This is a genomic window from Pelorhabdus sp. sgz311002, from assembly GCF_056134285.1.
Genome location: NZ_JBWBCL010000001.1, coordinates 322,867 through 344,489 on the forward strand (window position 1 = coordinate 322,867; position 21,623 = coordinate 344,489).

General features: G+C 43.2%; 18 protein-coding genes. 13 read left to right on the forward strand and 5 right to left on the reverse strand.

Annotated features, from left to right (window positions below):
* Positions 1-39: 39 nt before the first annotated feature.
* Both AC0NJP_RS01665 and lgt read right to left on the reverse strand, forming a co-directional pair.
* Positions 40-1,464 (reverse strand): amino acid permease, encoded by a 1,425-nt coding sequence (locus AC0NJP_RS01665; protein WP_474698565.1) that lies wholly within the window; start codon positions 1,462-1,464, stop codon positions 40-42.
* A 79-nt stretch (positions 1,465-1,543) separates the two neighbouring features.
* The gene (gene lgt / locus AC0NJP_RS01670; RefSeq protein WP_474698566.1) at positions 1,544-2,323 is read right to left on the reverse strand and encodes a prolipoprotein diacylglyceryl transferase; all 780 of its coding nucleotides are present in this window, start codon (positions 2,321-2,323) and stop codon (positions 1,544-1,546) included.
* A gap of 119 nt (positions 2,324-2,442) precedes the next feature.
* Between lgt and AC0NJP_RS01675 the strand changes: the two genes are divergently transcribed.
* The gene (locus AC0NJP_RS01675; RefSeq protein ID WP_474698567.1) at positions 2,443-5,199 is read left to right on the forward strand and encodes a PAS domain S-box protein; all 2,757 of its coding nucleotides are present in this window, start codon (positions 2,443-2,445) and stop codon (positions 5,197-5,199) included.
* Between the two features lie 17 nt (positions 5,200-5,216).
* Here the strand turns inward: AC0NJP_RS01675 and AC0NJP_RS01680 are convergent, their stop codons facing one another.
* Complete coding sequence (locus AC0NJP_RS01680; RefSeq protein WP_474038279.1) at positions 5,217-5,912, reverse strand: metallophosphoesterase; 696 nt, start codon at positions 5,910-5,912, stop codon at positions 5,217-5,219.
* A 177-nt stretch (positions 5,913-6,089) separates the two neighbouring features.
* Here AC0NJP_RS01680 and AC0NJP_RS01685 point away from each other — a divergent pair, with 177 nt between their 5' ends.
* The 3 genes from AC0NJP_RS01685 (at position 6,090) to AC0NJP_RS01695 (ending at position 8,038) form a co-directional block, all read left to right on the forward strand.
* Positions 6,090-6,518, forward strand: coding sequence for a DoxX family protein (locus tag AC0NJP_RS01685; protein ID WP_474038280.1), 429 nt, complete (start codon positions 6,090-6,092; stop codon positions 6,516-6,518).
* A 26-nt stretch (positions 6,519-6,544) separates the two neighbouring features.
* Complete coding sequence (locus tag AC0NJP_RS01690) at positions 6,545-7,273, forward strand: DODA-type extradiol aromatic ring-opening family dioxygenase (RefSeq protein ID WP_474698568.1); 729 nt, start codon at positions 6,545-6,547, stop codon at positions 7,271-7,273.
* Between the two features lie 123 nt (positions 7,274-7,396).
* Positions 7,397-8,038: an RNA polymerase sigma factor gene (locus tag AC0NJP_RS01695; RefSeq protein ID WP_474038282.1), complete on the forward strand. Its 642-nt coding sequence runs from the start codon at positions 7,397-7,399 to the stop codon at positions 8,036-8,038.
* Positions 8,039-8,110: 72 nt separating this feature from the next.
* Here the strand turns inward: AC0NJP_RS01695 and AC0NJP_RS01700 are convergent, their stop codons facing one another.
* Positions 8,111-8,506, reverse strand: a complete 396-nt coding sequence (locus AC0NJP_RS01700) for a hypothetical protein (RefSeq protein WP_474698569.1) — start codon at positions 8,504-8,506, stop codon at positions 8,111-8,113.
* 350 nt (positions 8,507-8,856) lie between these two features.
* On the opposite strand from AC0NJP_RS01700, the gene leuS reads away from it, so the two are divergent.
* The 4 genes from leuS to holA all read left to right on the forward strand — a co-directional run bounded on the left by leuS (position 8,857) and on the right by holA (position 15,512).
* Positions 8,857-11,337 (forward strand): leucine--tRNA ligase, encoded by a 2,481-nt coding sequence (gene leuS / locus AC0NJP_RS01705; protein ID WP_474698570.1) that lies wholly within the window; start codon positions 8,857-8,859, stop codon positions 11,335-11,337.
* 155 nt (positions 11,338-11,492) lie between these two features.
* A complete protein-coding gene (locus AC0NJP_RS01710) occupies positions 11,493-12,092 on the forward strand; it encodes a ComEA family DNA-binding protein (protein ID WP_474698571.1) in 600 nt (199 codons plus the stop codon).
* Positions 12,093-12,103: 11 nt separating this feature from the next.
* On the forward strand, positions 12,104-14,476 hold the full coding sequence (locus tag AC0NJP_RS01715) for a DNA internalization-related competence protein ComEC/Rec2 (protein ID WP_474698572.1): 2,373 nt from the start codon (positions 12,104-12,106) through the stop codon (positions 14,474-14,476).
* 10 nt (positions 14,477-14,486) lie between these two features.
* Positions 14,487-15,512 carry a DNA polymerase III subunit delta gene (holA, locus tag AC0NJP_RS01720; protein WP_474698573.1) on the forward strand — a complete coding sequence of 342 codons (1,026 nt, stop codon included), beginning with the start codon at positions 14,487-14,489 and terminating at the stop codon, positions 15,510-15,512.
* 75 nt (positions 15,513-15,587) lie between these two features.
* On the opposite strand, the gene rpsT is transcribed toward holA, so the two are convergent.
* Positions 15,588-15,854, reverse strand: coding sequence for a 30S ribosomal protein S20 (gene rpsT, locus AC0NJP_RS01725; protein WP_474038288.1), 267 nt, complete (start codon positions 15,852-15,854; stop codon positions 15,588-15,590).
* 154 nt (positions 15,855-16,008) lie between these two features.
* Between rpsT and gpr the strand changes: the two genes are divergently transcribed.
* The 5 genes from gpr to hemW all read left to right on the forward strand — a co-directional run bounded on the left by gpr (position 16,009) and on the right by hemW (position 21,549).
* Entirely contained in the window at positions 16,009-16,977 is a 969-nt protein-coding gene (gene gpr / locus AC0NJP_RS01730; protein ID WP_474698574.1) for a GPR endopeptidase, read from the forward strand.
* A 62-nt stretch (positions 16,978-17,039) separates the two neighbouring features.
* Entirely contained in the window at positions 17,040-18,125 is a 1,086-nt protein-coding gene (gene spoIIP, locus AC0NJP_RS01735; protein WP_474038290.1) for a stage II sporulation protein P, read from the forward strand.
* 40 nt (positions 18,126-18,165) lie between these two features.
* Positions 18,166-18,510: a hypothetical protein gene (locus AC0NJP_RS01740; RefSeq protein WP_474698575.1), complete on the forward strand. Its 345-nt coding sequence runs from the start codon at positions 18,166-18,168 to the stop codon at positions 18,508-18,510.
* Positions 18,511-18,579: 69 nt separating this feature from the next.
* Positions 18,580-20,400: a translation elongation factor 4 gene (gene lepA, locus AC0NJP_RS01745; RefSeq protein WP_474698576.1), complete on the forward strand. Its 1,821-nt coding sequence runs from the start codon at positions 18,580-18,582 to the stop codon at positions 20,398-20,400.
* A 3-nt stretch (positions 20,401-20,403) separates the two neighbouring features.
* Positions 20,404-21,549, forward strand: coding sequence for a radical SAM family heme chaperone HemW (hemW, locus tag AC0NJP_RS01750; RefSeq protein WP_474698577.1), 1,146 nt, complete (start codon positions 20,404-20,406; stop codon positions 21,547-21,549).
* Positions 21,550-21,623 lie beyond the last annotated feature (74 nt).

Sequence of the window (21,623 nt, forward strand, 5' to 3'; positions counted from 1 at the left end):
GAGCAAAATGTCGATGGATCTTTCTGGCGAATCTTATACTTATAAAGGTTTTATCGGCAGGTCTTTTACGGCATTCACGCGTGGCTGCAAAAAGAAAATATAATAGCCGTAAATTGCTGCTAAAATCGGAATACCTGCATAGAGAACGATACGTTGTGATTCGTCAAAGTAAAGACTGATAACAACAGCAAGGTTAAAGAAGATGGTTAAGTAAGGTACAAGCGGGTAAAAGGGAGTGCGAAATCCTAGTTCGTTTAGTTTGCCGCCGCGGCGGAGAAAAGACTTACGGAATCGTAATTGACACCAGCCAATAATGACCCAGATCAAGCAGCCAGTAAGGCCTGTGCTAGCCATGAGCCATAAGTACACAGTATCGGCAGCATATTCTTCTGTTAACAGCGATAATAAGGCTAATACAAGTGTAATAAATATACCATTAAAGGGGACTTTGCGGCTATTGGTCTTGCCAAGCCATTTGGGAGCAAGTCCTTCTTTCGCCATAGACCATAACAGGCGAGAGCAGGCGTACAGAGCAGAATTGCCTGAAGACAAAGCTGAGGTTAGAACGACAAAATTCATAATATCTTTTGCGTAAGGAATTCCCATCATGCCAAAAACATGAGCAAAAGGACTTTCTAAGACGCCAGCGTCTTCCCAGGGAATCGTTCCTGTGAGCACAATCATAGCTAAAACATAAAATAAAATAATTCGTACTGTAATTCCATTGATTACCCGCGGAATATTTTTGCCGGGATTTTCGCATTCGCCAGCAGCAATGCCGACAAGCTCAGCGCCTTGAAAAGAATAGGTTACGGCAATCATCGTTAAAAAAAGAGCTTGAAAGCCTTTCGGAAATAGCGACCCCGTTTCATTGGCAAAGAAGTTAGAGAAACCTAGAGCAGCGCCGTGGTTCGAAAAACCAAACATCATACCAGCGCCTAAAATAATAAAAGCAACAATAGCGGTAACTTTAATGCTGGCAAACCAAAACTCCGCTTCCCCATAGGCTCTTACAGAAACTAGGTTTAGCAGAGCTAATACAATAGCAAAAGTACCGCACCATAAATAGGTCGGAATATTAGGAAACCAGTTATGCATGATAATACCGGCCGCAGTAAAATCAGTGGCGATGCAGATGGCCCAGTTTAGCCAGTAAAGCCAGCCGGTGGTAAAGCCGACGCCTGGGGAAATAAAGTGCGTAGCATAACTTTGGAAAGAGCCTGATACAGGCATAGCCACAGCCAGTTCGGCCAAGCAGAGTAAGACGAGATACATAATAAAACCGCCTACCATATAGGCGAGAATGGCGCCGAAAGGACCAGCCTGACTGATTGTTTGGCCAGAGCCGACAAATAGGCCTGTTCCGATGGTACCGCCAATAGAAATCATCAATAAGTGACGTGATTTCATGTCTCTTTTTAATGTTTCTGTTGGCATTATAGTGTTTTCTGTTTGTGCATTCAAAAAGAAGCCTCCTTATTTTATGGCAAATACGTATTAGTTGTTTCTTATTTTATTATTTTATTATAGTAAAATAAGAGTGTCAACGATTGAGGGACTTGCGATCGATATGTCCGCTCCAAAAGAATAAGATGATGCCTAGCACAATGACTGATAAACTCGTAAGTTGAGCGGATTTAAGGCCAAATAAAAGCGTATTGTAGTCGCCGCGCAGATACTCCAAGAAAAAGCGGGCTGTGGAGTACAGAATGGCATATAAAATAAAAACTTGGCCCTTGGCATAATGAGTCGTGCGAAAGAAAAGCAGCAGAGCAAAAAGCACGATATCAATCTGGCATTCCCAAACTTCGGCGGGCCAAAGCGGTTGTGCGCCATAAACATGGTAGGCTAAGGTGGTAGATGGATAGATAATGCCGAAAGGACCGCCTGTAGGGTGACCAAAGGCGTCACCGTTTAATAGGTTGGCACTGCGTCCGATGGCTTGTCCTAACAACAACGCTGGGGCAATAAGATCAGCCATAACCCAGGTATCTATATGATGTTTTTTTGTATAAAGAATGCCAACTAGGGCCCCAGCGATTACACCGCCTTGGATCGCCATGCCGCCTTGCCAGACAAAGGGGATTTCTAAAAGATGTGAGGAGTAATAACCCCAGTCAAAAAAGAACACATCCCAGAGTCTGGCGCCGACAATCCCGGCAATGCCGCAGTATATGCCCATATCAGGAATATGATTATGCCAACGACCGTCCTGTTTGGCGAAAAAATAAGCAACACCTGTAGCTAAAATTATACTTAGGCTTAAAATTAAACCATAGGCGCGAATGGGAAAATCGCCGATGAAAAATAAATATTGATGCATAAGGACCTCCGTTTGAATTCTTTTTGTACATAAGTATACCACGACTTTTTTTGTTGCGTCGCGATTTTTAGCAGCATAAACTTTTATAGAACCTATTATGTAATATAGGAGGGCGCAGCATGGACCAAGACAATGTTCTGTGGCCTGATTATGGGGCTCTCTATGAAACTATGCCGATTAGTGCTTTTTTGCTTACAGAAACAGGCGAAATTTTGGCAGCTAATTCCCTCGGGATCGAGTTTATGAATCAGTTTGCTCAGGAAGTCCCGCCAGGTTTTTTTGGTGGAATTTTATCGGCAAAACATCGCCTGGCTTTTCAGGCCTATCTTGAGGCTTTATTTGCTGGCAAAGAAGCTGTTGACTGTCAACTAGAAATTGGTAACCTAGAAAACGTTTGCCATGTTCTTTTAAAAAGCCGTGTTTTCTTCGACGTTTTGTTGCAGAAAAAACTGTGCCATACCTTTGTTATTGATATTACCGGTTATAAGCGCGGGCAAGAGGAGGCGGTTTCTGAGCACAAACGTTTGCGGCGCCAAATCAAGCAGGAGCGAAATTGTCATCAGCGAGAAGTGCTTACTTTACTTGATTCTCTCCCTGCTTTAGTTTTCTTTAAAAATCTCGGATGCATGTATGTAATGGCTAATCAGACTTTTTGTGATGCCGTTGGTTACTCGCTTGAAGAGATCATTGGCAAGACTGATTATGATTTGTTTTCAGCAAAGCGGGCTGATAAATACAGGCAAGATGATTTAATCGTTTTACGCGAAGGTCGACCGCTCTTTATTGGCGAAGAGGAAGTCGTCTATGGCGGCATAAGCTATTCTGTCATTACGCGGAAAGTACCAATTTGCGATGAAAATGATCAAGTAACAGGGCTTATTGGCTTAGTATTTGATATTCGCGAGATGAAAGAGGCGGAGCAAGACTTAAGAGAGAGCGAGGAAAAATATCGCTTACTCTTTTCAAAAGAAAAAGATGCAATTATGCTGTTTGATGTTGCGAAAGATCATTTTATTGATGTGAATGAAGCGGCAGTTCAGCTATACGGTTATACTCGCGAAGAATTGCTGCAAATGTGCGCACGCGATATTTATGCGAATTTAGATGGCGGTTCCCAAGAATTACATTTGGTAAATCAGTGTCTTATGGCTGTTGCACCGGAACAAGATAGTGAGCAGACTGCCTTCCATTGGCATAAAAAGAAAGATGGCACAGTATTTCCGGTGGAAATTGCTGCAGCTCCCTTTACTTGGAAGGGGAGGAATATGGTATGTGAAATTATTCGTGATATTTCAGGACAGTATAAAGTGGAAGCAGAACTAAGGCGGGCGAAAGCAACAGCCGAACAGTCGAATCGGATGAAAAGCGATTTTTTGGCTATGGTCAGCCATGAAATTCGGACGCCGATGAGCGGCGTTTTAGGCATGCTTGATTTGCTGCTAAAAACAAAACTAAATAATACACAAAAAAGAATGGCAGAAGCGGCTCATTTATCAGCAGAAAATTTACTTGTGATTATTAATGATGTCTTGGATTTTTCTAAAATCGAAGCAGATAAAATTACTTTTTCTTCGCTTAGTTTTTCTTTAACTAATTTGCTACAAGATACCCTAGAAATGATTCGGCCCATGGCAATGCTAAAAGGCCTTACCTTTGAATATTCCTGTGAAGATTTGGCGGCTCGTTATTTTAAGGGAGACCCCATTCGCATTAAGCAGATTTTACTAAATTTATTAGGTAATGCTTTAAAATTCACCGAAAGGGGAACCATACGTCTTAGTGTAAAGCAACAAGAAATATCATGTGAAAACGTCTGCCTGTTATTTACCGTAGAAGATACGGGAATCGGTATTGCCGACAAGGACGTGCAGGATTTATTTCAACCTTTTACCCAAAAAGAAAGTACTTCTTCGCGTCGTTACAGCGGGACGGGGCTTGGTTTGGCCATTTCTAAACGACTTGTTGAGCTAATGAATGGCAAGATTGGTGTAACAAGTGAATTTGGCAAAGGTTCCGCTTTCTGGTTTACTCTTTGTTTGCCAATTGCGCTGGAAGAAGAACCTGAAATGACCGAAGCAGTTTTAGTGGTAGAAAGACCAGAGGAAAAAGCGAGTAATGACTTTGCTTGTGTAAGATCGAATGATTATCGCATTCTCGTAGCTGAAGATAATCCGATTAATCAGGAAATTGTTTTACATTATCTTGAAACTTTGCAGCTTGAGGCGACAGCTGTGAATAACGGCAAGGAATGTTTAGAGCTGTGGCGGGCGGGCGATTATGATCTTATCTTATTAGATTGTCAGATGCCGGAAATGGATGGCTTTGAAACAGCAAGACAGATTCGCCGTGCGGAAGAAACGCAGCAAAATGTAATTCCTATTATTGCTATGACTGCCTATGCGATGGAAGGGGACCGCCAAATCTGCTTAGCTGCTGGCATGGATGATTATATTAGCAAACCTTTAACGGCAAAACAGCTTGAGCAGATTTTGCGTCGTTGGCTGCCAGGTATCGGTAATGTTTTGGAAGAAAGCGTTCTGCGTGATCTTGCCTTGGGGAGTGGCGATGATCAAGGAAGCTTACTTCACAAATTAGTGTGTCTATTTCGTGAGCGTATGCCGGAAACAGTAAGTGAAATTGAACGGGCAAAACAAACTGGGGACATGACCCAGCTTAGTTATGCTGTTCATTCTTTAAAATCTGCCAGTGCTCATTTAGGTGCGTTACGCCTTGCTGATCTGTGCCGTCAAATTGAAGTAAGCCTTCAAAATGAGAAATTGGAAAAGATCCCGACACTTATTTCTCATTTGCCTAAAGAGTATGAGCTGGCTAATAGGGCACTGCAGGAATGGCTGAATGGTGCTAAAATAAAATAAGAGTGCTAAAAGCACTCTTAGATTTGTTTTAAAGTAAAATTTAGTGAATCACAAGAAACTAAATGATAGGTTGTTTCATTGCGCTTGCCTTGAAAAGCGCCTTTGACCGATTGATCATGCAGGTGACCATAGAGACAATGTGTTACTTCATAAGTATCGATAAGATCAAGAATTTTATTTTGATCAGTCTGTGAGAAGAGAGGCGGATAGTGTAGTAAGACGATCATCTGACTATTCCCGTTTTTCCTGGCTGCAGCTAAGGAAGCGTCAAGTCGCAAAACCTCGCGGTCAAAAATTGCTTGGTCCGCTTCTTTGAAGTTAGGGTCCTGTGGCAACATCCAACCTCTTGTACCGCATAAAGCTAGATTTCTTTCCGGTAATTCATAAAAATTATTTTGCATAAAATGCAGTGAAGGCGGCGCTAAACGCTGCATTTTCCCAATTGTTTGCCACCAGTAGTCGTGATTTCCCCGAATCAAATATTTTTGGCCAGGCAGAGCGGCGATTGCTTCTAAATCAACAAGGGCGTCCTGCCACTTCATTGCCCAGGAGATATCGCCGACGAGGAGGACAGCATCTTCGTCGGTAACTTTTTTTTCCCAGTCGGCCTTGAGCTTTTCCCAATGGCCGCGCCAGTGTTCGCCGAAAATATACATTGGTTTGCTTGGCGGTTCGCCTGATAAGTGTGGATCGCCGAGGGCAAAAACATTCATAACGTAAGGTCGTCCTTTCCCAAATAACTTACTTCTTTCCAGTATAGCTGATTTTCTTTTGCGAGTGCAACAAGGGAACAACTGAAAAAAATTACAAAAGACCGTATCCTTTTTTATTTTTTAGTGACTAACATAGAGAAAATAAAATTTTGATTACAAACGATAGGAGAGAAAAAAATGCAAAATTTGGTAAAGTGGCTTGATGAAAACAGAGATGAGGCTTTATTTGTCGTTCGTTTACTTATTGGTTTCATGTTTGTTTTTGTTCATGGCGGTCCCAAAATTATGGGAGGCGAGGCTGGCTGGGCAAAGCTTGGTTCAATGATTGGCGTGCTTGGATTTACTTTTGCCCCCGCTTTTATGGGATTCATTGCCGCAGTTTTTGAATTGTTGGGAGGTATCTTTATTTTCTTCGGTTTGTTTACTCGGCTCGGGGCATTAATGATTTTAGCGACTTTACTTGTTGCTGCTCCGACGATGCTTGTTAGTAAAGGCCTTTTTGCTGCGGCGCCAGCGATTGAAGATAGTCTGCTTATGATTCTTGTTTTGTTTAGCGGCGGTGGTAAATATAGTTTGGATTATCGCTTTTTTTCTAATAAAAATTAAATGATTGACCGCAGGGAGGGAAACCTGTGATTGTATCGACTTCCAATATTTATAGTATTATGTTACCGCCTGCCCCACTATTATTAGAGCAGGCGGCAAAAGATCGTTCTTCCATGGTAATACAGGCGTTAGGCGATTTAGGAACTCGCTTGAAGGCCTGGAATGTGGCTGCTGCTGTGGTTGTTTCTGACCAATGGCGAAGTCCTGATTCATTCTTTATTGATACATCAGCGCAGCACCAGACAAATAGCCATTATCCTTTGCCTGGCGACTCTGACTTAGCAAAGCGGCTTTTAAATGCTGGGAAAAAGAATTTGCTCTTTCCGGAAGCTGTTGTTTATGGTCTTGACGCTGCCATTACTGTACCGCTTCAATTTTTATTTCCGCAAGGCGATGTACCTGTTGTTCCTTTATCTATGGGCCTTTCGCCATTACATTCTTTTCGCTGGGGACGAACGATTGGTGAGGTGTTACGGCGAGAAAAGGGAAACTTTCTTTTTTTGACTACCGTGGAACCTAGTTGTTCGCTAATTGCGTTTTTAAAGCAAAGTTCCTTTTCCGCTAACTCTTTATTTCAAGAGCAAATCAGCAATCTGCTTATGACGGGAGAAAGTAACAATACGTGCAGTTCTTTATTTATGTTGTTTGGTTTACTAGGAATCGATTATCTAAAAACGATGATTCGCATCGATGACTTTCTCGGGAACGCTTGGGAGGACGCCGTAGATGTTTCTTCAGGTCGGTTACTGCACTAAGTCTATTTTTAAATAGTTGTTGTCTGGAAAAAATATTGATATAATAATTGTTGTTTACTTAAAATGCTTTGCGGCAAGACGCTGCTTTAAAGAGAATGCTCTGGGTAAGGAGGAGTTGAGCTTATGGACAGTAAGGAATTGACTGTGGAAAATAGAATTCTTGCCCTCTATGGCCAGGGCGATACCGATGAGGCATTAAAGCTGTTTATTGCTGAATATCAAGGTCGTTTATATTCTTTAGCGTATCAGATGCTCAGTAATCACGATGATGCTATGGACGCTTTGCAAGAGATTTTATTTCAAGTAAATAGATCGCTACCGAAATTTCGCGGACAGTCAGGTTTGTATACTTGGGTATATCGTTTGGCTTCTAATGTATGTCTTACTTTTCGGAAAAAACGTCAGAAAATTAAACATCATGTTACTTTTGAGGACTCGATGCTGCAAAATGAGCTTTTGCCGATTGAACGACCCAATGAAGATCCTGATAAAATGTGCGAAACAAAATATAAGCAATTTTTGGTACGCCAAGCCATCGCTAAATTGCCTGAGACACAACGCGTTTTGCTTGTTCTGCATGACTTAGAAGGCGTAACGATTGTGCAGGCAGCCCAAATTGTTGGCATTGAATTAAGTGCAGCCAAAGCACGACTGCATCGTGGCCGCGCGGCGTTAAAACGTTTAATTATGGAAGGTATGACTGTAAAAGGCATGGAAGGTGTGGGCTCTGCTTTATTTGGAGCTGCCGGAGAAGTTGTAGAATAATCGAGTAGGTTGTTGCACTAAAGCATTTTTCTATTTTATATAGGAAAGCTGCTTTTGCTGTAATAGCCTTTTTTATTTTAGTGAAGTCACCCATTCTTCAAACGCCTTTAAGACTTCCTCTCTGGCGTCGTTGACGGAGCTGCCGTGCCATTCTTGTCCTGTATCATTATCATACCAAAGCTCGCGATTGCCAAAGTTGCCTGAAGGATTTAGTTTTTCCTGAACCGTTGTTTCGATTGTATCAAGCATGCTTTGCTTAATGCTTTTTCGCGTAAAGCGACAGCCGCTTTTTTCCGTTGTCCTTACCGAGGGGCCTGACTCATCGAGATGAATTTCTACCTGGCTTAACAATTTGTTTTGAGCTCCTGCTGTTGCGATCGCATCCTTGGCTAAGGATGCGGCTTGGTCACGACCGATCGCATCATCAAATACGGTAACTCTCACTGTGCCAATAATCAACTTATACATGACGTTACCTCCTGACTATGAGTATCTGTCCGACTAGGTAAAACCTAGCTGCAGTATTTGACAGTATGTCAAAGATTGCTATATAATTATATGCAATAACCGTTTCAATTAGAGCAGTAAGGTTTGTCGAATTAGCAGAAAGCTGGCGATTCTTTGCTGAGATAGATTTCCTGCCAGACTGGATGCAAAGGAGCGGCGGCGTGAGAACCGTCGACGGGAGGCCGTCGTTACCGGACTCGAAAGCGATCGAATCGCTAATTAGGGTGGTATCGCGAGTACACTCGTCCCTGGCTGTTCAGCCGGGGATTTCTTGTTTTTCCTCATTTACTATATATTTGGAGGCTGTCGCAATGAACGAAAAATATGTACCTGCCGAGATTGAGCCAAAGTGGCAACAGGCATGGGCTGATCAAGGCGCTTACCGAACACAGCTTGACAGGCAAAAACCGGAATACTATGTTTTAGAAATGTTTCCTTATCCTTCAGGAAATCTGCATATGGGCCATGTTCGTAATTACTCTATCGGTGATGTCATTGCCCGCCATAAGGTCATGCAGGGCTACAGTGTTTTACATCCTATGGGGTGGGATTCTTTCGGCATGCCTGCAGAAAATGCAGCAATTAAACATGGCCTGCGCCCAGGTGACTGGACATGGGATAATATTTCTAATATGCGCCGTCAGCAAAAGGAGCTGGGTCTTTCTTATGATTGGGAAAGAGAAGTAGCTACTTGTCATCCTGATTACTATCGCTGGACTCAGTGGCTCTTTTTGCTTTTTTACGAAAAAGGCTTAGCCTATAAGAAAAAAGCGGCAGTTAATTGGTGCGACGATTGCAATACAGTACTGGCCAATGAGCAGGTTATTGATGGTCATTGCTGGCGTTGCGATTCAGTCGTGGTCAAAAAGAATTTAGAACAATGGTTCTTAAAAATTACCGACTATGCAGATCGATTATTAGAAGATTTAACAGAGCTCAAAGGCTGGCCGGAACGAGTTAAAACAATGCAGGAAAATTGGATCGGCAAAAGTACGGGGGCTGAATTTTCGTTTGAAGCGCCAGAAATTGGCGAAAAAATTTCTGTTTATACAACGCGTCAGGACACAGTGTTTGGCGTAAGCTATATTGTTTTAGCGCCAGAGCATCCCTTTGTGGAACGACTGATTGCTGGCAAGCAGGAGGCTGAGGCCGTTAGAGCTTTTGTGGAAAAAGTAAAAGGACTTAGCGAAGTAAATCGAACTTCTGGTGACACGGAAAAAGAAGGTCTTTTTACAGGCGCTTATGCGATTCATCCGTTTACTGGGGCGCAGGTGCCTATTTGGGTTGCAAATTATGTACTGTTTGAATATGGTACTGGCGCTGTTATGGGTGTTCCAGCTCATGATGAACGCGATTTTATTTTTGCGAAGAAATATAATCTGCCTATTAAAGTTGTAATTCAGCCTGCCGGTGAAGCTTTAACCGTCGATACGATGACAGAAGCTTACAGTGGACCTGGTACAATGGTTGATTCTGGTGAATTTACTGGTCTCGATAATGAAGCCGGTAAGATAGCTATTGCTAAATGGTTTGAAGAACAGGGAATCGGCAGTAGTCGTACAAATTACCGCTTGCGTGACTGGCTGATTTCTCGTCAAAGATATTGGGGAGCGCCAATTCCGATTATTTATTGTCCAGAATGCGGCGTAGTACCTGTACCAAAAGAAGATTTGCCAGTGCTTTTACCTGAAAATGTAGATTTTAATCAGGGCGCATTGTCACCGCTGGCGACAGTCGAAGAATTTGTTAACTGCACTTGCCCGAAATGTGGCGGCAAAGCACGGCGGGAAACCGATACCATGGATACCTTTATTTGTTCTTCCTGGTATTATTTTAGATATACAAGCCCCAAATTTGAAAAGGGTCCTTTTGATTCTTCTCAGGCTAATTATTGGTCGCCTGTGGATCAGTATATCGGCGGGATTGAACATGCTATATTGCATTTGCTTTATTCGCGCTTCTTTACGAAAGTTTTGGCTGATGCCGGTCTCTTGAATGTAAATGAGCCTTTTAAAAACCTTTTGACCCAGGGCATGGTAATTAAAGACGGATCGAAAATGTCTAAATCAAAAGGCAATGTTGTTTCACCAGAAGAAATTGTGGCTAAATATGGTGCTGACACAGCGCGACTCTTTATTCTGTTTGCGGCGCCGCCGGAAAGAGATCTTGAGTGGAGTGATCAGGGGGTTGAAGGTTCGTTCCGTTTCCTAGGTCGTTTCTGGCGCATTGTAGCTCATTACCAGGACGTAGTACTGCAAGCAGAACCTGGCTATGACGTTGCTACACTCACAAAAGCCGAAAAAGAATTGCGTCGGGTACTTCATCAAACAATCAAAAAGGTAAGTGACGATATTGGTGATCGCTTCAACTTCAATACCGCGATTAGCTCCATTATGGAATTAGTAAATGCTCTCTATGCCTTTAAGGATCAGCAGGAAAGCGGGAACAGTGGTTTAATTTACGAAGTGGTTACCTCGCTGGTCAAGCTTTTAGCGCCTTTTGCACCGCATATCACGGAGGAGTTATGGTCTGAGTTAGGACAAGCAGGCAGTATTCATAAGCAGAATTGGCCGAAATATGATGCGGACGCATTAAAGTTAGAAGAAGTAGAAATTGTATTACAGATTAACGGCAAAGTTAGAGATAAACTTGTTGTACCAGCAAATCTTGATAAAAAAGCCTTGGAAGAGCTTGCTTTGGAACAAGAAAAAGTTAAGAAGCTAATTGACGGTAAGCAAATCGTAAAAATGATCTGCGTGCCCCAAAAACTTGTTAATATTGTAGTAAAATAATATAGAATTTTATTAGAGCTGTGGCAAACTTGAAGCTAAGTTTGCCACAGCTTTTTTTATAAAAACGCTAAAATATATAGGGATCTTTTGAAAAAAAGCGAAGTGGAACTATAACCCCTAACAAACGACTGAATCCAATAAGGGAGTCGATGACGATGGATACGTATCAGAAACGTTTGATTTTAGGTGTTGTTTTCTTAACGCTGGCTGTCGGCGCAGCTTTTGTTTTCTCACCTGGATCGAAAGCCGATCCTGGCAATACAGTGACAAGCTTGACCGAAAATTCTGCACCTAAAAGTGCCAAAATGGGAAAGGAGGCTTATGTTTATATTACTGGTGCCGTAAATCACCCTGGCGTATATCCGCTTACGACACAAAAAAGGGTGAGCGAAGCACTTATGCTTGCGGGAGGATTGTCCCCGGAAGCAGATGATAGCAAGGTTAATTTGGTGAAACCAGTAAAGGATGGAATGCATATTCATGTACCAGCTCGTCATGAAAAGGCGGCGCCAAAAGTAAGGACAAATGCCGGAGTCGAAGAAAGTCAGACGGAAAATCTAGTGACATTAATAAGTGTCAATACGGGAACGAAAGAAGAACTTTTAACTGTGAAAGGGATGACGCCAACTATGGCGGACCAACTGATTTTTTATCGTCAAGTCCATGGCAATTTTTCTTCGTTAGATATGTTGGCAAATGTCAAAGGGTTTACGGTGCATAAAATCAAAAAAATGCAAAATCAACTTTCTTTATAGGGGGCAGGGCGATGATTTGGCCGTTGACTGTCTCGTTTATTATGGGGCTTTGGTGCCAGCATTACATAGCATCATATCTTAGCCTTTGGAAACTCGGCTATTGTCTTTTGCTTTTAGTCGGTTTAGAAAGCTACTTTGCCTATCAAAAAAAGATTACTTTAGCCTATAAAATCTTTTTTCCACTTTGTTTTGTTGTCGGTGTTACGCTAATGACTTTTGCCCTTGCAATTGCTTCTGATGATATTAGCCATTTTTCTGGCGAGAGAATCGTAAGGGGAGAAGTAATGGATCTGCCGCAGGAGCGGCAGATTGAAGACGATCTGGTAGAGCGACAGTATTGGTGCCGAGTTCAAGCAGTAGCGGGCAAGGATCATTGGCAAAAGGCATCAGGTGGTCTGCGCCTATTTATTAAGCAGAAAGCAGGAGAGCCTGTTTTTTCAAATGGTGATATAGTTATTGCTAAAGGTAAGCTTTTGCTGCCGCATGGTTATCAAAATCCTGGGAGAAGCGATGTTCAAATTACGTTGAAGTCAGAAGGGATTACAGCTACGCTTTTGGCTAAGTCACTTCAGGGCGAGAAGAAGGGCCTGAATAGTCTTACTGTATTGCTAGAAAAGTTGCGTAAACAAATTACCGATAAGCTGAATGAAGCCATAGCCCCAGGCGATGCGGCGCTTCTAACAGCGATGATGTTTGGCGGCTATGCAGGTATATCTTCAGCGGTCATTGATGATTTTTCTACGACGGGTATTATTCATATCCTCTCAGTGTCAGGTTCTCACATTGCTTTGATTGGCGGCGCCGTCATTTTGATCTGCTCTTTTTGTCATATTCGGCGCAAAATCACCGTTTGGATCTGCGCTTTTCTCATCTTTTTTTATGCTTTGCTTGCTGGTTTTTGCGCTCCCGTGCTGCGGTCGCTCCTTATGGCTCTGGCCGGTCTTGGTGCTATCTTAGCTGGGAGGGAACAAGATAGTTCACAGGCTTTTGCTTTAACGGCACTTTTATTACTGATTTATGAGCCTCTTTGGATTTATGATGTGAGTTTCTTACTTTCTTTTAGCGCTACTGGGGGGATTTTATTTTTCTATAAGCCGATTGCAGTAAAACTTGCTTGGTTGCCTCGTCCTGTAGCGCTATCTTTTGCGGTGACGTTGGCGGCCGAACTTGCCTCTTTGCCGTTTATTGCTTACTATTTTGCTGTTTTTCCGGTTGCTTCTTTTGTCGCTAACCTTGTCGCTGTTCCTCTATTAGAAATGGCGGTTTTACTGGGGCTGCTCGGCTCACTTTTTGTTTGGTTTTTGCCTAGTCTCTATTTATTCTATCGTTTGCTGTTCGTAGTCTGCGCCTGTTTGATCGGGCTTAGCGTATTTCTAGTGCAAAAACTAGCCCTATATTGCCCTCCCCTGTATCTTCCTGTTTTTTCTTTTGGCGCTGCGCTTTTTTACTATGGTGGCCTCTTTTATCTATTTGGTTATCATCCGGCGGCGATTCCTGCGGCAAAAACTCTGTGGCGGCGTGGGCGTCTGCTCGTTATCGTAGCCCTACTTGTGATTAGTGGTGTATTTAGTTACGCTTATTGGTATCCAGGGCCAGCGTCAGTTCACTTTATTGATGTTGGCCAAGGTGATGCAACTTTAGTGATATCCTCGCAGGGACATGCTGCTTTAATTGATACGGGTGGACTTGTTGGTGAAAATCCACATTTTGATGTAGGTGATAAGGTGGTTGTTCCTTATCTGCGCCATTACGGCGTTCGCTGTTTAGATTATCTCATGTTAACTCATGGCCATGCCGATCATGCTGGCGGGGCAGCGGCGGTAGCGGCAAAGATTCCTGTAAAGAAAGTAGTTTTAGCCCAAGAACCGCCGTCACTACCAGTTCAGGCTTTAGAGAAGGCCGTAAATTATAATCAAATTATTTTTGCGCAGGAAGGGCAGGTTTTTTCTTTTGACGATATTTCCATCGAAGTAATTCACGCCAAGAGTGGCGGTAGAGACGAGGGGAAAAAAGAAAATGAACACTCCGTTGTATATCGTATCAACTGCGGCAAGGTAAGTTTTCTTATTACAGGTGATTTAGAAAAGGAGGAAGAGCAGGCTTTATTGGAAAAGCCGCTTGCACCTGTGACTGTTCTAAAAGTGGGGCATCATGGCTCAAAGAATGCCTCTAGTACCGATTTTTTGCAAGCCCTTCAACCGCAATATGCTATAATATCCGTAGGCTATCAAAATCATTTCGGGCATCCTCATGCCGAAACATTAGCGAGGCTGCAGGCGCAGCATATTAAAATTTTTCGTACTGATTTACAGGGAGCCATTCATTGTTTGATTGACAGGGATCAAGTGCGGATAGAGCCATTTATCAGATCAGAAACAAAGTAGGAGAAAGCTTATGACCGTAGGAGTTTTACAAAAAGAACTAGAGCAAGGGAAGATTTATTCTTTGTACTTATTACATGGTGATGAAGTCTATTTACTTGACAAGCTGCAAAAGACGCTTGTGAATGGACTGGTTCCGCCCAACGATCAGGAAATGAATTTGACTGTTTTCGATCAGGATCCGTCGCTAGAAGAACTGGCCGGAATGGTATCCGCTATATCCTTTTTTGGTGGTAGAAATGTTATTTTAATTCGCAATACGCGGTTTTTTAGTGCTGGGAAAAAGGCAGATGGCGAAGGGACAGCTAAAAAAGATGAAGCTTTTTTGAAACTTTTAAAGCAAGTGCCACCAGAAACGACAGTGATTTTTGCCGCCTATGATAAAGTTGATAAACGGCGCAAGGCCTATAAACTCATCGGTGAGACCGGGGTTGTTTTTGAAGCTGTGCCGTTAAAGGGGCAGGAATTATTTCAATGGCTGCAAGCAGAGATACGTCAACGAGGAAAAAAGATTGAAGCGGCAGCGTTAGAAGCGATTTTAGCGGCAGTGTCCTTGATGCCCCATGCTTCTTTATCGTTTTTAGATCAGGAAATTACAAAACTGCTGTTATTTATCGGTACAAAATCGATGATTACACTGCAAGATGTAGAGTTGCTTTTGGCGAATGTGCCGGAAATGTCTGTTTTTGCGATGACGGAAGCAATGAGCCGCAAAGATGTGGCTCAGGCCCTAGCTGTCTTAGCGGATCAAATTGAAAGTGGTCAACCACGCCTGAAACTTCTGGGACTGTTAGCTCGTCATACCAGACAGCTTTATCAGACTAAGGCTCTATTAGAGGAAGGATGGGGGGCGAAGGAAGTAGCGAAAGAACTAAAGCTGCCGTCCTTTGTGGCTGATAAGCTGATAAGACAAAGCCGGTCCTTTTCTTTAACGCAGTTAAACAAGGCCATGGAGCTTCTTAAAGAAGCCGACGAAGACTTGAAATTTAGTCGAGAATTAATTTCATTAGAAAAAATCATTTTGTTTTTATGCCATTGATGCAATATAAATAATAAAAATAGGCAATATAAAAAACCTGCCAGTAAAAGACAGGTTTTGTTATATTGCCTATTTTTATTGTGCTAAAGCGTTTACTTTGTGAGCCAAGCGGGACTTTTTACGAGCCGCAGCATTTTTATGAAGAACGCCTTTGGCAGCAGCTTTATCAATTTTGCTTGTTGCTTGAGCTAGGAGGGATTTCGCCTCATCTGCCTTACCGTCAGCAATGGCTTCGGTAGTTTTGCGCGTTGCGGTTTTCAAAGTAGATTTGACCGAAGCATTAGCCTGACGACGTTCGCTATCGGTTTTTACGCTACGTACAGAAGATTTAATATTTGGCAAGTTGTTCACCTCCTTATGATCTATTACCTAAGATATTTTAGCATGGACAAAGTAAAAATGCAAGCAACAAATCCCAAATTATAATCTATGAAGGGCATCTCGGATAAGGCGATAAGAGATGGGATACTCTAGAAATAAAACAGGAGGAGTCATTGTGGTGGATCAAGGAAGTTTGCGGACCGATCTGGCCGTTGAAGTAAGAGAAAATGTGACAAGGTCTACGGGAAAGGAAATTCCGGGTCTAAATGTAGAGACAGAAGAACAAGAAGAAATCACTGTTACTAGGGTTCATATTGCGTCAGATGAAGCGAAGCAAGCGATGGGAAAACCGACAGGTATGTATATTACGGTGGAAGCGCCAGGGCTTCGCTATAAAAACACGCCCTTAGCAGATTCAGTAATGAACACCGTAGCGCAAGAACTTGCTTCTCTACTCCAAATTTCTAAGCAAGGTGTGGTTCTTGTCGTCGGTCTGGGAAATTGGAATGTGACGCCTGATGCGTTAGGCCCAAGAGTGATTGACAAGATTGTTGTCACTAGACATTTGGAAACGTTATTGTCACCGGAATTGGCCGGCGGCGTTAGGTTGGTGTGTGCGCTTGCCCCCGGTGTCTTAGGCCTAACTGGTATGGAGACGGCTGAAATTATTCAAGGTGTTGTAGCTGAAGTGAAGCCCGCTGCGGTGATTGCTGTAGATGCACTCGCGGCAGCCGCTAGCAGTCGTGTAGCAACTACGGTTCAGCTTAGTACTGCCGGAATTCATCCAGGATCAGGCGTGGGAAACAAGCGTTTTGGTCTTACTCAGCTTTCTTTGGGGGTTCCGGTTATTGCCATTGGCGTTCCTACGGTGATTCATGCTTCAACGATTGCCATGGATACCATTCAGGTTTTGCAAGAGCACGCCGCATTCGCTCGCTATTTTAAAAGTATGGCCACCCTTTCGGAAGCAGAGCAGCATGTAATAGTTCGGCAGATTCTTCCTGATCTTTTAGGGGATTTGATGGTTACGCCGAAAGAAATTGATCGGATGATTCAAGATATTGCTACCATTGTGGCCGGTGCGATTAATCAAGCACTGCATGAGGGAATCGACTATAAAAATATTCATCGTTATCTGCAATAGAGCATAGGTGCTCCTCCTAGCGCATATATAGTACAGGTAATCTGACGCGGGAGGAGATCAATTTGAGAAGACGAAGCCGCAAAAAGCTGCGAAAACCTGACTATCTTTGTATTATAGTACTGTCTTTGCTTACGGCGATTTTTTTAGCTGGCGGCTTTTTCTTTTGGTGTGATTCATTTGCACCGGAAACAGCTTTGGTTCTGGCTCAGGGGCCTTCAGTCGGACAAGCAAAGTCTTCCTTTTTTTTCGGAACTCTTGCCTCAGGGCGGGATCTGTTAGGCGCCGGCGTACCTGGGTTTGCTCGAAGTTTGCCCAAGCCTTCGACGGAAGCGGAGAAAAACCATTTTTCACCGACCAAGGGATTGCGTTCGGCGCTGCTCTTATTTACTGATATTGATACAGAAGATATTCGGTCGATTTTGCAGCGGGAAATTCCGCTTTTGGCAGGATTAACCCATAGCGAAGTGGCAACTCTCAGTGCTAATAGTACTGAGACTTTACCTAAATTTGAATTCTCCTTGAGTGGTAAAGAAGGTAAACCGCTTGTTGGTATTTATCATACCCATACTTCGGAATCCTTCATTCCTTCTTCCGGTAGTTCCCATAGCGCGGGCGGTCAAAAAGGCGATATTGTACAAGTTGGCGCTGCTTTAAGTAAACGGCTGGAGAATAGAGGGGTTGGCGTTGTGCAAAGCAGCGCTGTTCATGATTATCCGTCCTTTATGAAGGCTTATAATTTGTCGGAAATCACGTTGCAAAGAATGCTGAATGATCATCCTTCTTTGCAAATGGTTTTCGATATTCATCGTGATGCACAAAAACGAGAAAACGTGACAACGACAATTCAGGGTGTGCCGACAGCCCGTATTTTGATCATTGTTGCTGTAGGACGGCCTGATCTTGTCCAGCCCCACTGGCAGCAGAATCATGCTTTTGCTAAACAGATTGAAGCGAAATTAAACAAGGAGTATCCTGGCCTGTGTCGCGGCATTAAGCTGGAAGACTGGCGATACAACCAGCATCTGCATCCGCGAGCGTTGCTACTTGAAGTAGGCAGCGAAGAAAGTTCTTTGGAAGAAGCCTCGCGCAGTATGGAAATACTAGGAGATGTACTAGCCGATTTAATTGAAGCCGGGGCGAAGCCGTAGAATAAAAAGGTTAACAACTAGCAACTAGTAGGAGGCAATCATGAATCAATGGAAACTGCTTTATCGAGGCGCATTTCTGCTTCTGGCAGTCACTTTATGCGGTCTTTGGACTGCTCAAGGGCAGTTAACCCAATTAACGCAGCGCCAGGAAGCGCCGCTTTTTTCTGTGGCGAGTCCGAAGCGAGGCTCTTATGAAATTGTTTGGTTAGGTGATTCTTACGACTGGCGGCAAGCTTATGAAGTTGGTACGTTATGGAGCGATAGGAATTTTCTCTATCTAGGGGATGGTACAAAAAATTTCCGTTTGCCTTTACAGTATGGATTTTTTTTGCAGCCACTTTATGTCGAAATGAACGAATTGATTGCCTCTCTCTCCTTGCCGTAAAGGTAAGACTTGCAGGCGCTTATAGCAAAATGCTATAATTTAATGTACAAATTTGACTGCTTCCTAACAATGGGATGCAGAGAGGAGGACAGCGTGGAGATTTCCAAGATCCGCAATTTTTCGATCATCGCTCATATCGATCACGGTAAGTCCACACTGGCTGACCGCTTGCTTGAGTATACTGGAACACTATCGGCTCGAGAAATGGAGAGTCAGGTTCTTGACCAGATGGAATTGGAGCGAGAACGGGGCATTACGATTAAAGCTCAGGCTGTAAGGCTTTCCTATAAGGCAAAAAATGGCGAAACTTACATGCTTAATCTTATTGACACACCTGGTCATGTGGATTTTACTTACGAAGTTTCGCGTAGCTTGGCTGCCTGTGAAGGCGCACTGCTTGTGGTAGACGCTGCGCAAGGAATTGAGGCGCAGACACTGGCCAATGTTTATTTGGCACTGGAACATAATTTGGAAATCATTCCTGTTATTAATAAGATTGATTTACCAAGCGCTGATCCAGAAAAAGTGAAACAGGAGATTGAAGATGTAATCGGTCTTGATGCTTCGGAAGCGGTATTAACAAGCGCGAAATCGGGAATTGGCATTGAAGAGGTACTAGAAGCGATTGTAGCTAAGATTCCGCCGCCGCAGGGCGAACGCGAAAAGCCTCTGCAGGCGCTGATTTTTGATTCGCATTTCGATGCGTACAAAGGGGTTATTGCCAATATCCGTGTGTTTGACGGCGTGCTAGCCCCTGGTATGAAAATGCATATGATGGCTACGAAGAAAACTTTTGAAGTCACGGAAGTCGGGGTTTTTAAGCCTTACATGGCATTAGTGGACGAGTTGGCGCCTGGTCAAGTTGGTTATGTTGCAGCTGCCATAAAAAATGTAAAGGATACGCGGGTAGGCGATACGATTACTTTGGCCGATAATCCGGCACCGGCGCCTTTAGCTGGCTATCGGACTATTACGCCGATGGTCTATTGCGGGCTCTATCCTGTAGAAAGTTCACAGTATGACGCGTTGCGTGACGCTCTTGATAAGTTGAAGCTTAATGATGCTTCTCTTGTCTTTGAACCGGAAACTTCCATTGCCTTGGGTTTTGGCTTTCGTTGCGGCTTTTTAGGCCTTTTGCACATGGATGTCATTCAGGAACGAATTGAACGGGAATATAATATTACGCTCATTACGACAGCGCCAAGCGTTATTTATGAAGTCTATAAAACAGACGGTGAAATGCTTCGGGTGGATAATCCGTCCTTACTACCGCCTGTTGCGAATATTGATCATATTGAGGAACCTTACGTAAAAGCAACGGTGATTGTACCGAATGATTTTGTCGGGGCCGTTATGGAGCTATCGCAGGACAAACGGGGCGATTTTAAGGATATGAAGTATCTTGATGAGAGTCGCGTTACGATCGAATATCATTTACCGCTCAGTGAAATTATTTACGATTATTTTGACAAGCTAAAATCATCGACACGGGGTTATGCTTCGCTTGATTATGAATTAATTGGCTACCGCACATCTAAGCTCGTAAAGCTTGATATTCTTTTAAACGGCGAAGCTGTTGACGCCTTAAGTGTGATTGTTCACACCGATAAAGCGGCATCACGTGGACGCGGTTTGGCGGAAAAATTGCGCGGAATCATTCCGCGGCAAATGTTTGAAATTCCTATTCAAGCTGCCATCGGGAATAAAGTCATTGCCAGAGAAACAGTTCGGGCTATGCGTAAAGACGTACTTGCCAAATGTTACGGCGGCGATATTACGCGGAAACGTAAACTGTTGGAAAAGCAAAAAGAAGGCAAAAAGCGCATGAAGCAAGTTGGTAGTGTGGAAGTGCCGCAAGAAGCCTTTATGGCAATTTTAAAAATGGATTGATCAATGATGAAACGAAAGACCTTAGGGCTTTATGTTCACATACCTTTTTGCCGCCAGAAGTGTTTTTATTGTGATTTTCCGTCAATGAGCGGGCACGAGGATTTGTTTGACGCCTATACGAGAGCATTATTAACCGAGATTGCTGTGCAAAGCAAAAATTTTTCTGATTATGAAGTTGATACGGTATTTATTGGCGGCGGTACGCCTACGATACTTTCGGCAGATCAACTACTGGCAATTTGTTACGCCATTGCTGAATCTTTTTCTTTCAGTGAAGGCTATGAGTGGACCTGTGAAGCGAATCCTGGAACCACCAAGGATTCGCTTCTTGTCGCGCTTAAGAACGCAGGTCTAAATCGTATTAGCTTTGGCGTGCAATCTTTTTCCGATCCACTGCTTAGGACAATTGGACGGATTCATTCTGCCCAAGATGCGACCTCTTCAGTAATAGCCGCGGCTAAGGCTGGCTTTACCAACTTAAGTATTGATTTGATGACTGGGTTACCTGGCCAGAAGCTGATCGATTTACAAACCACTTTAGCCAAAGCAGTACAATTACCCTTATCGCATATTTCGCTTTATAGTTTGAAAATAGAGGAGGGAACGGTCTTCGACTGTTGGCAAGAGCAGGGGAGGCTTGCCTTGCCTGACGAAGCGGAAGAGGCAAAGTTTGACGCTTTTGCGCCTGCTTTTTTAGCTGAGAAGGGTTTTTCCCGCTATGAAATTTCAAATTATGCGAAACCTAGTCATGCTTGCCGTCATAATTTAAAGTATTGGCACTACGAGCCTTACTTAGGCCTTGGGGCGGCAGCGGCTTCCTTTTTCCCAGGGAAACGTTGGTCGAATGAAACCGATCCGAAGCGTTATATTGCCGCTATAGCTAAAGGAGAATCGGTTATTGCCTATGAGGAGACGCTTGACGAAGCGACAGCGAAAGCGGAGTTTGCTTTTTTAGCGTTGCGCACAATGCGAGGGTTAGATATAAACGAGTATGAAGCGATTTTTCATACTTCCTTTTTTGCAGATTATGGCAAGGTTTTTGAAACTTTGGCAAACCAAGGGCTTCTTAACCATAGGCAAACTAGAATCTTTTTAACCGACCAAGGAAAATTATTAGGCAATGTAGTTTTTTGCGCTTTTTTACCTTGAAATTTTCTACTACGTTCTTGACAGACTAGAAAATGAGTGGTATTTTTTTATTAGATATTAGCACTCTATCAGGA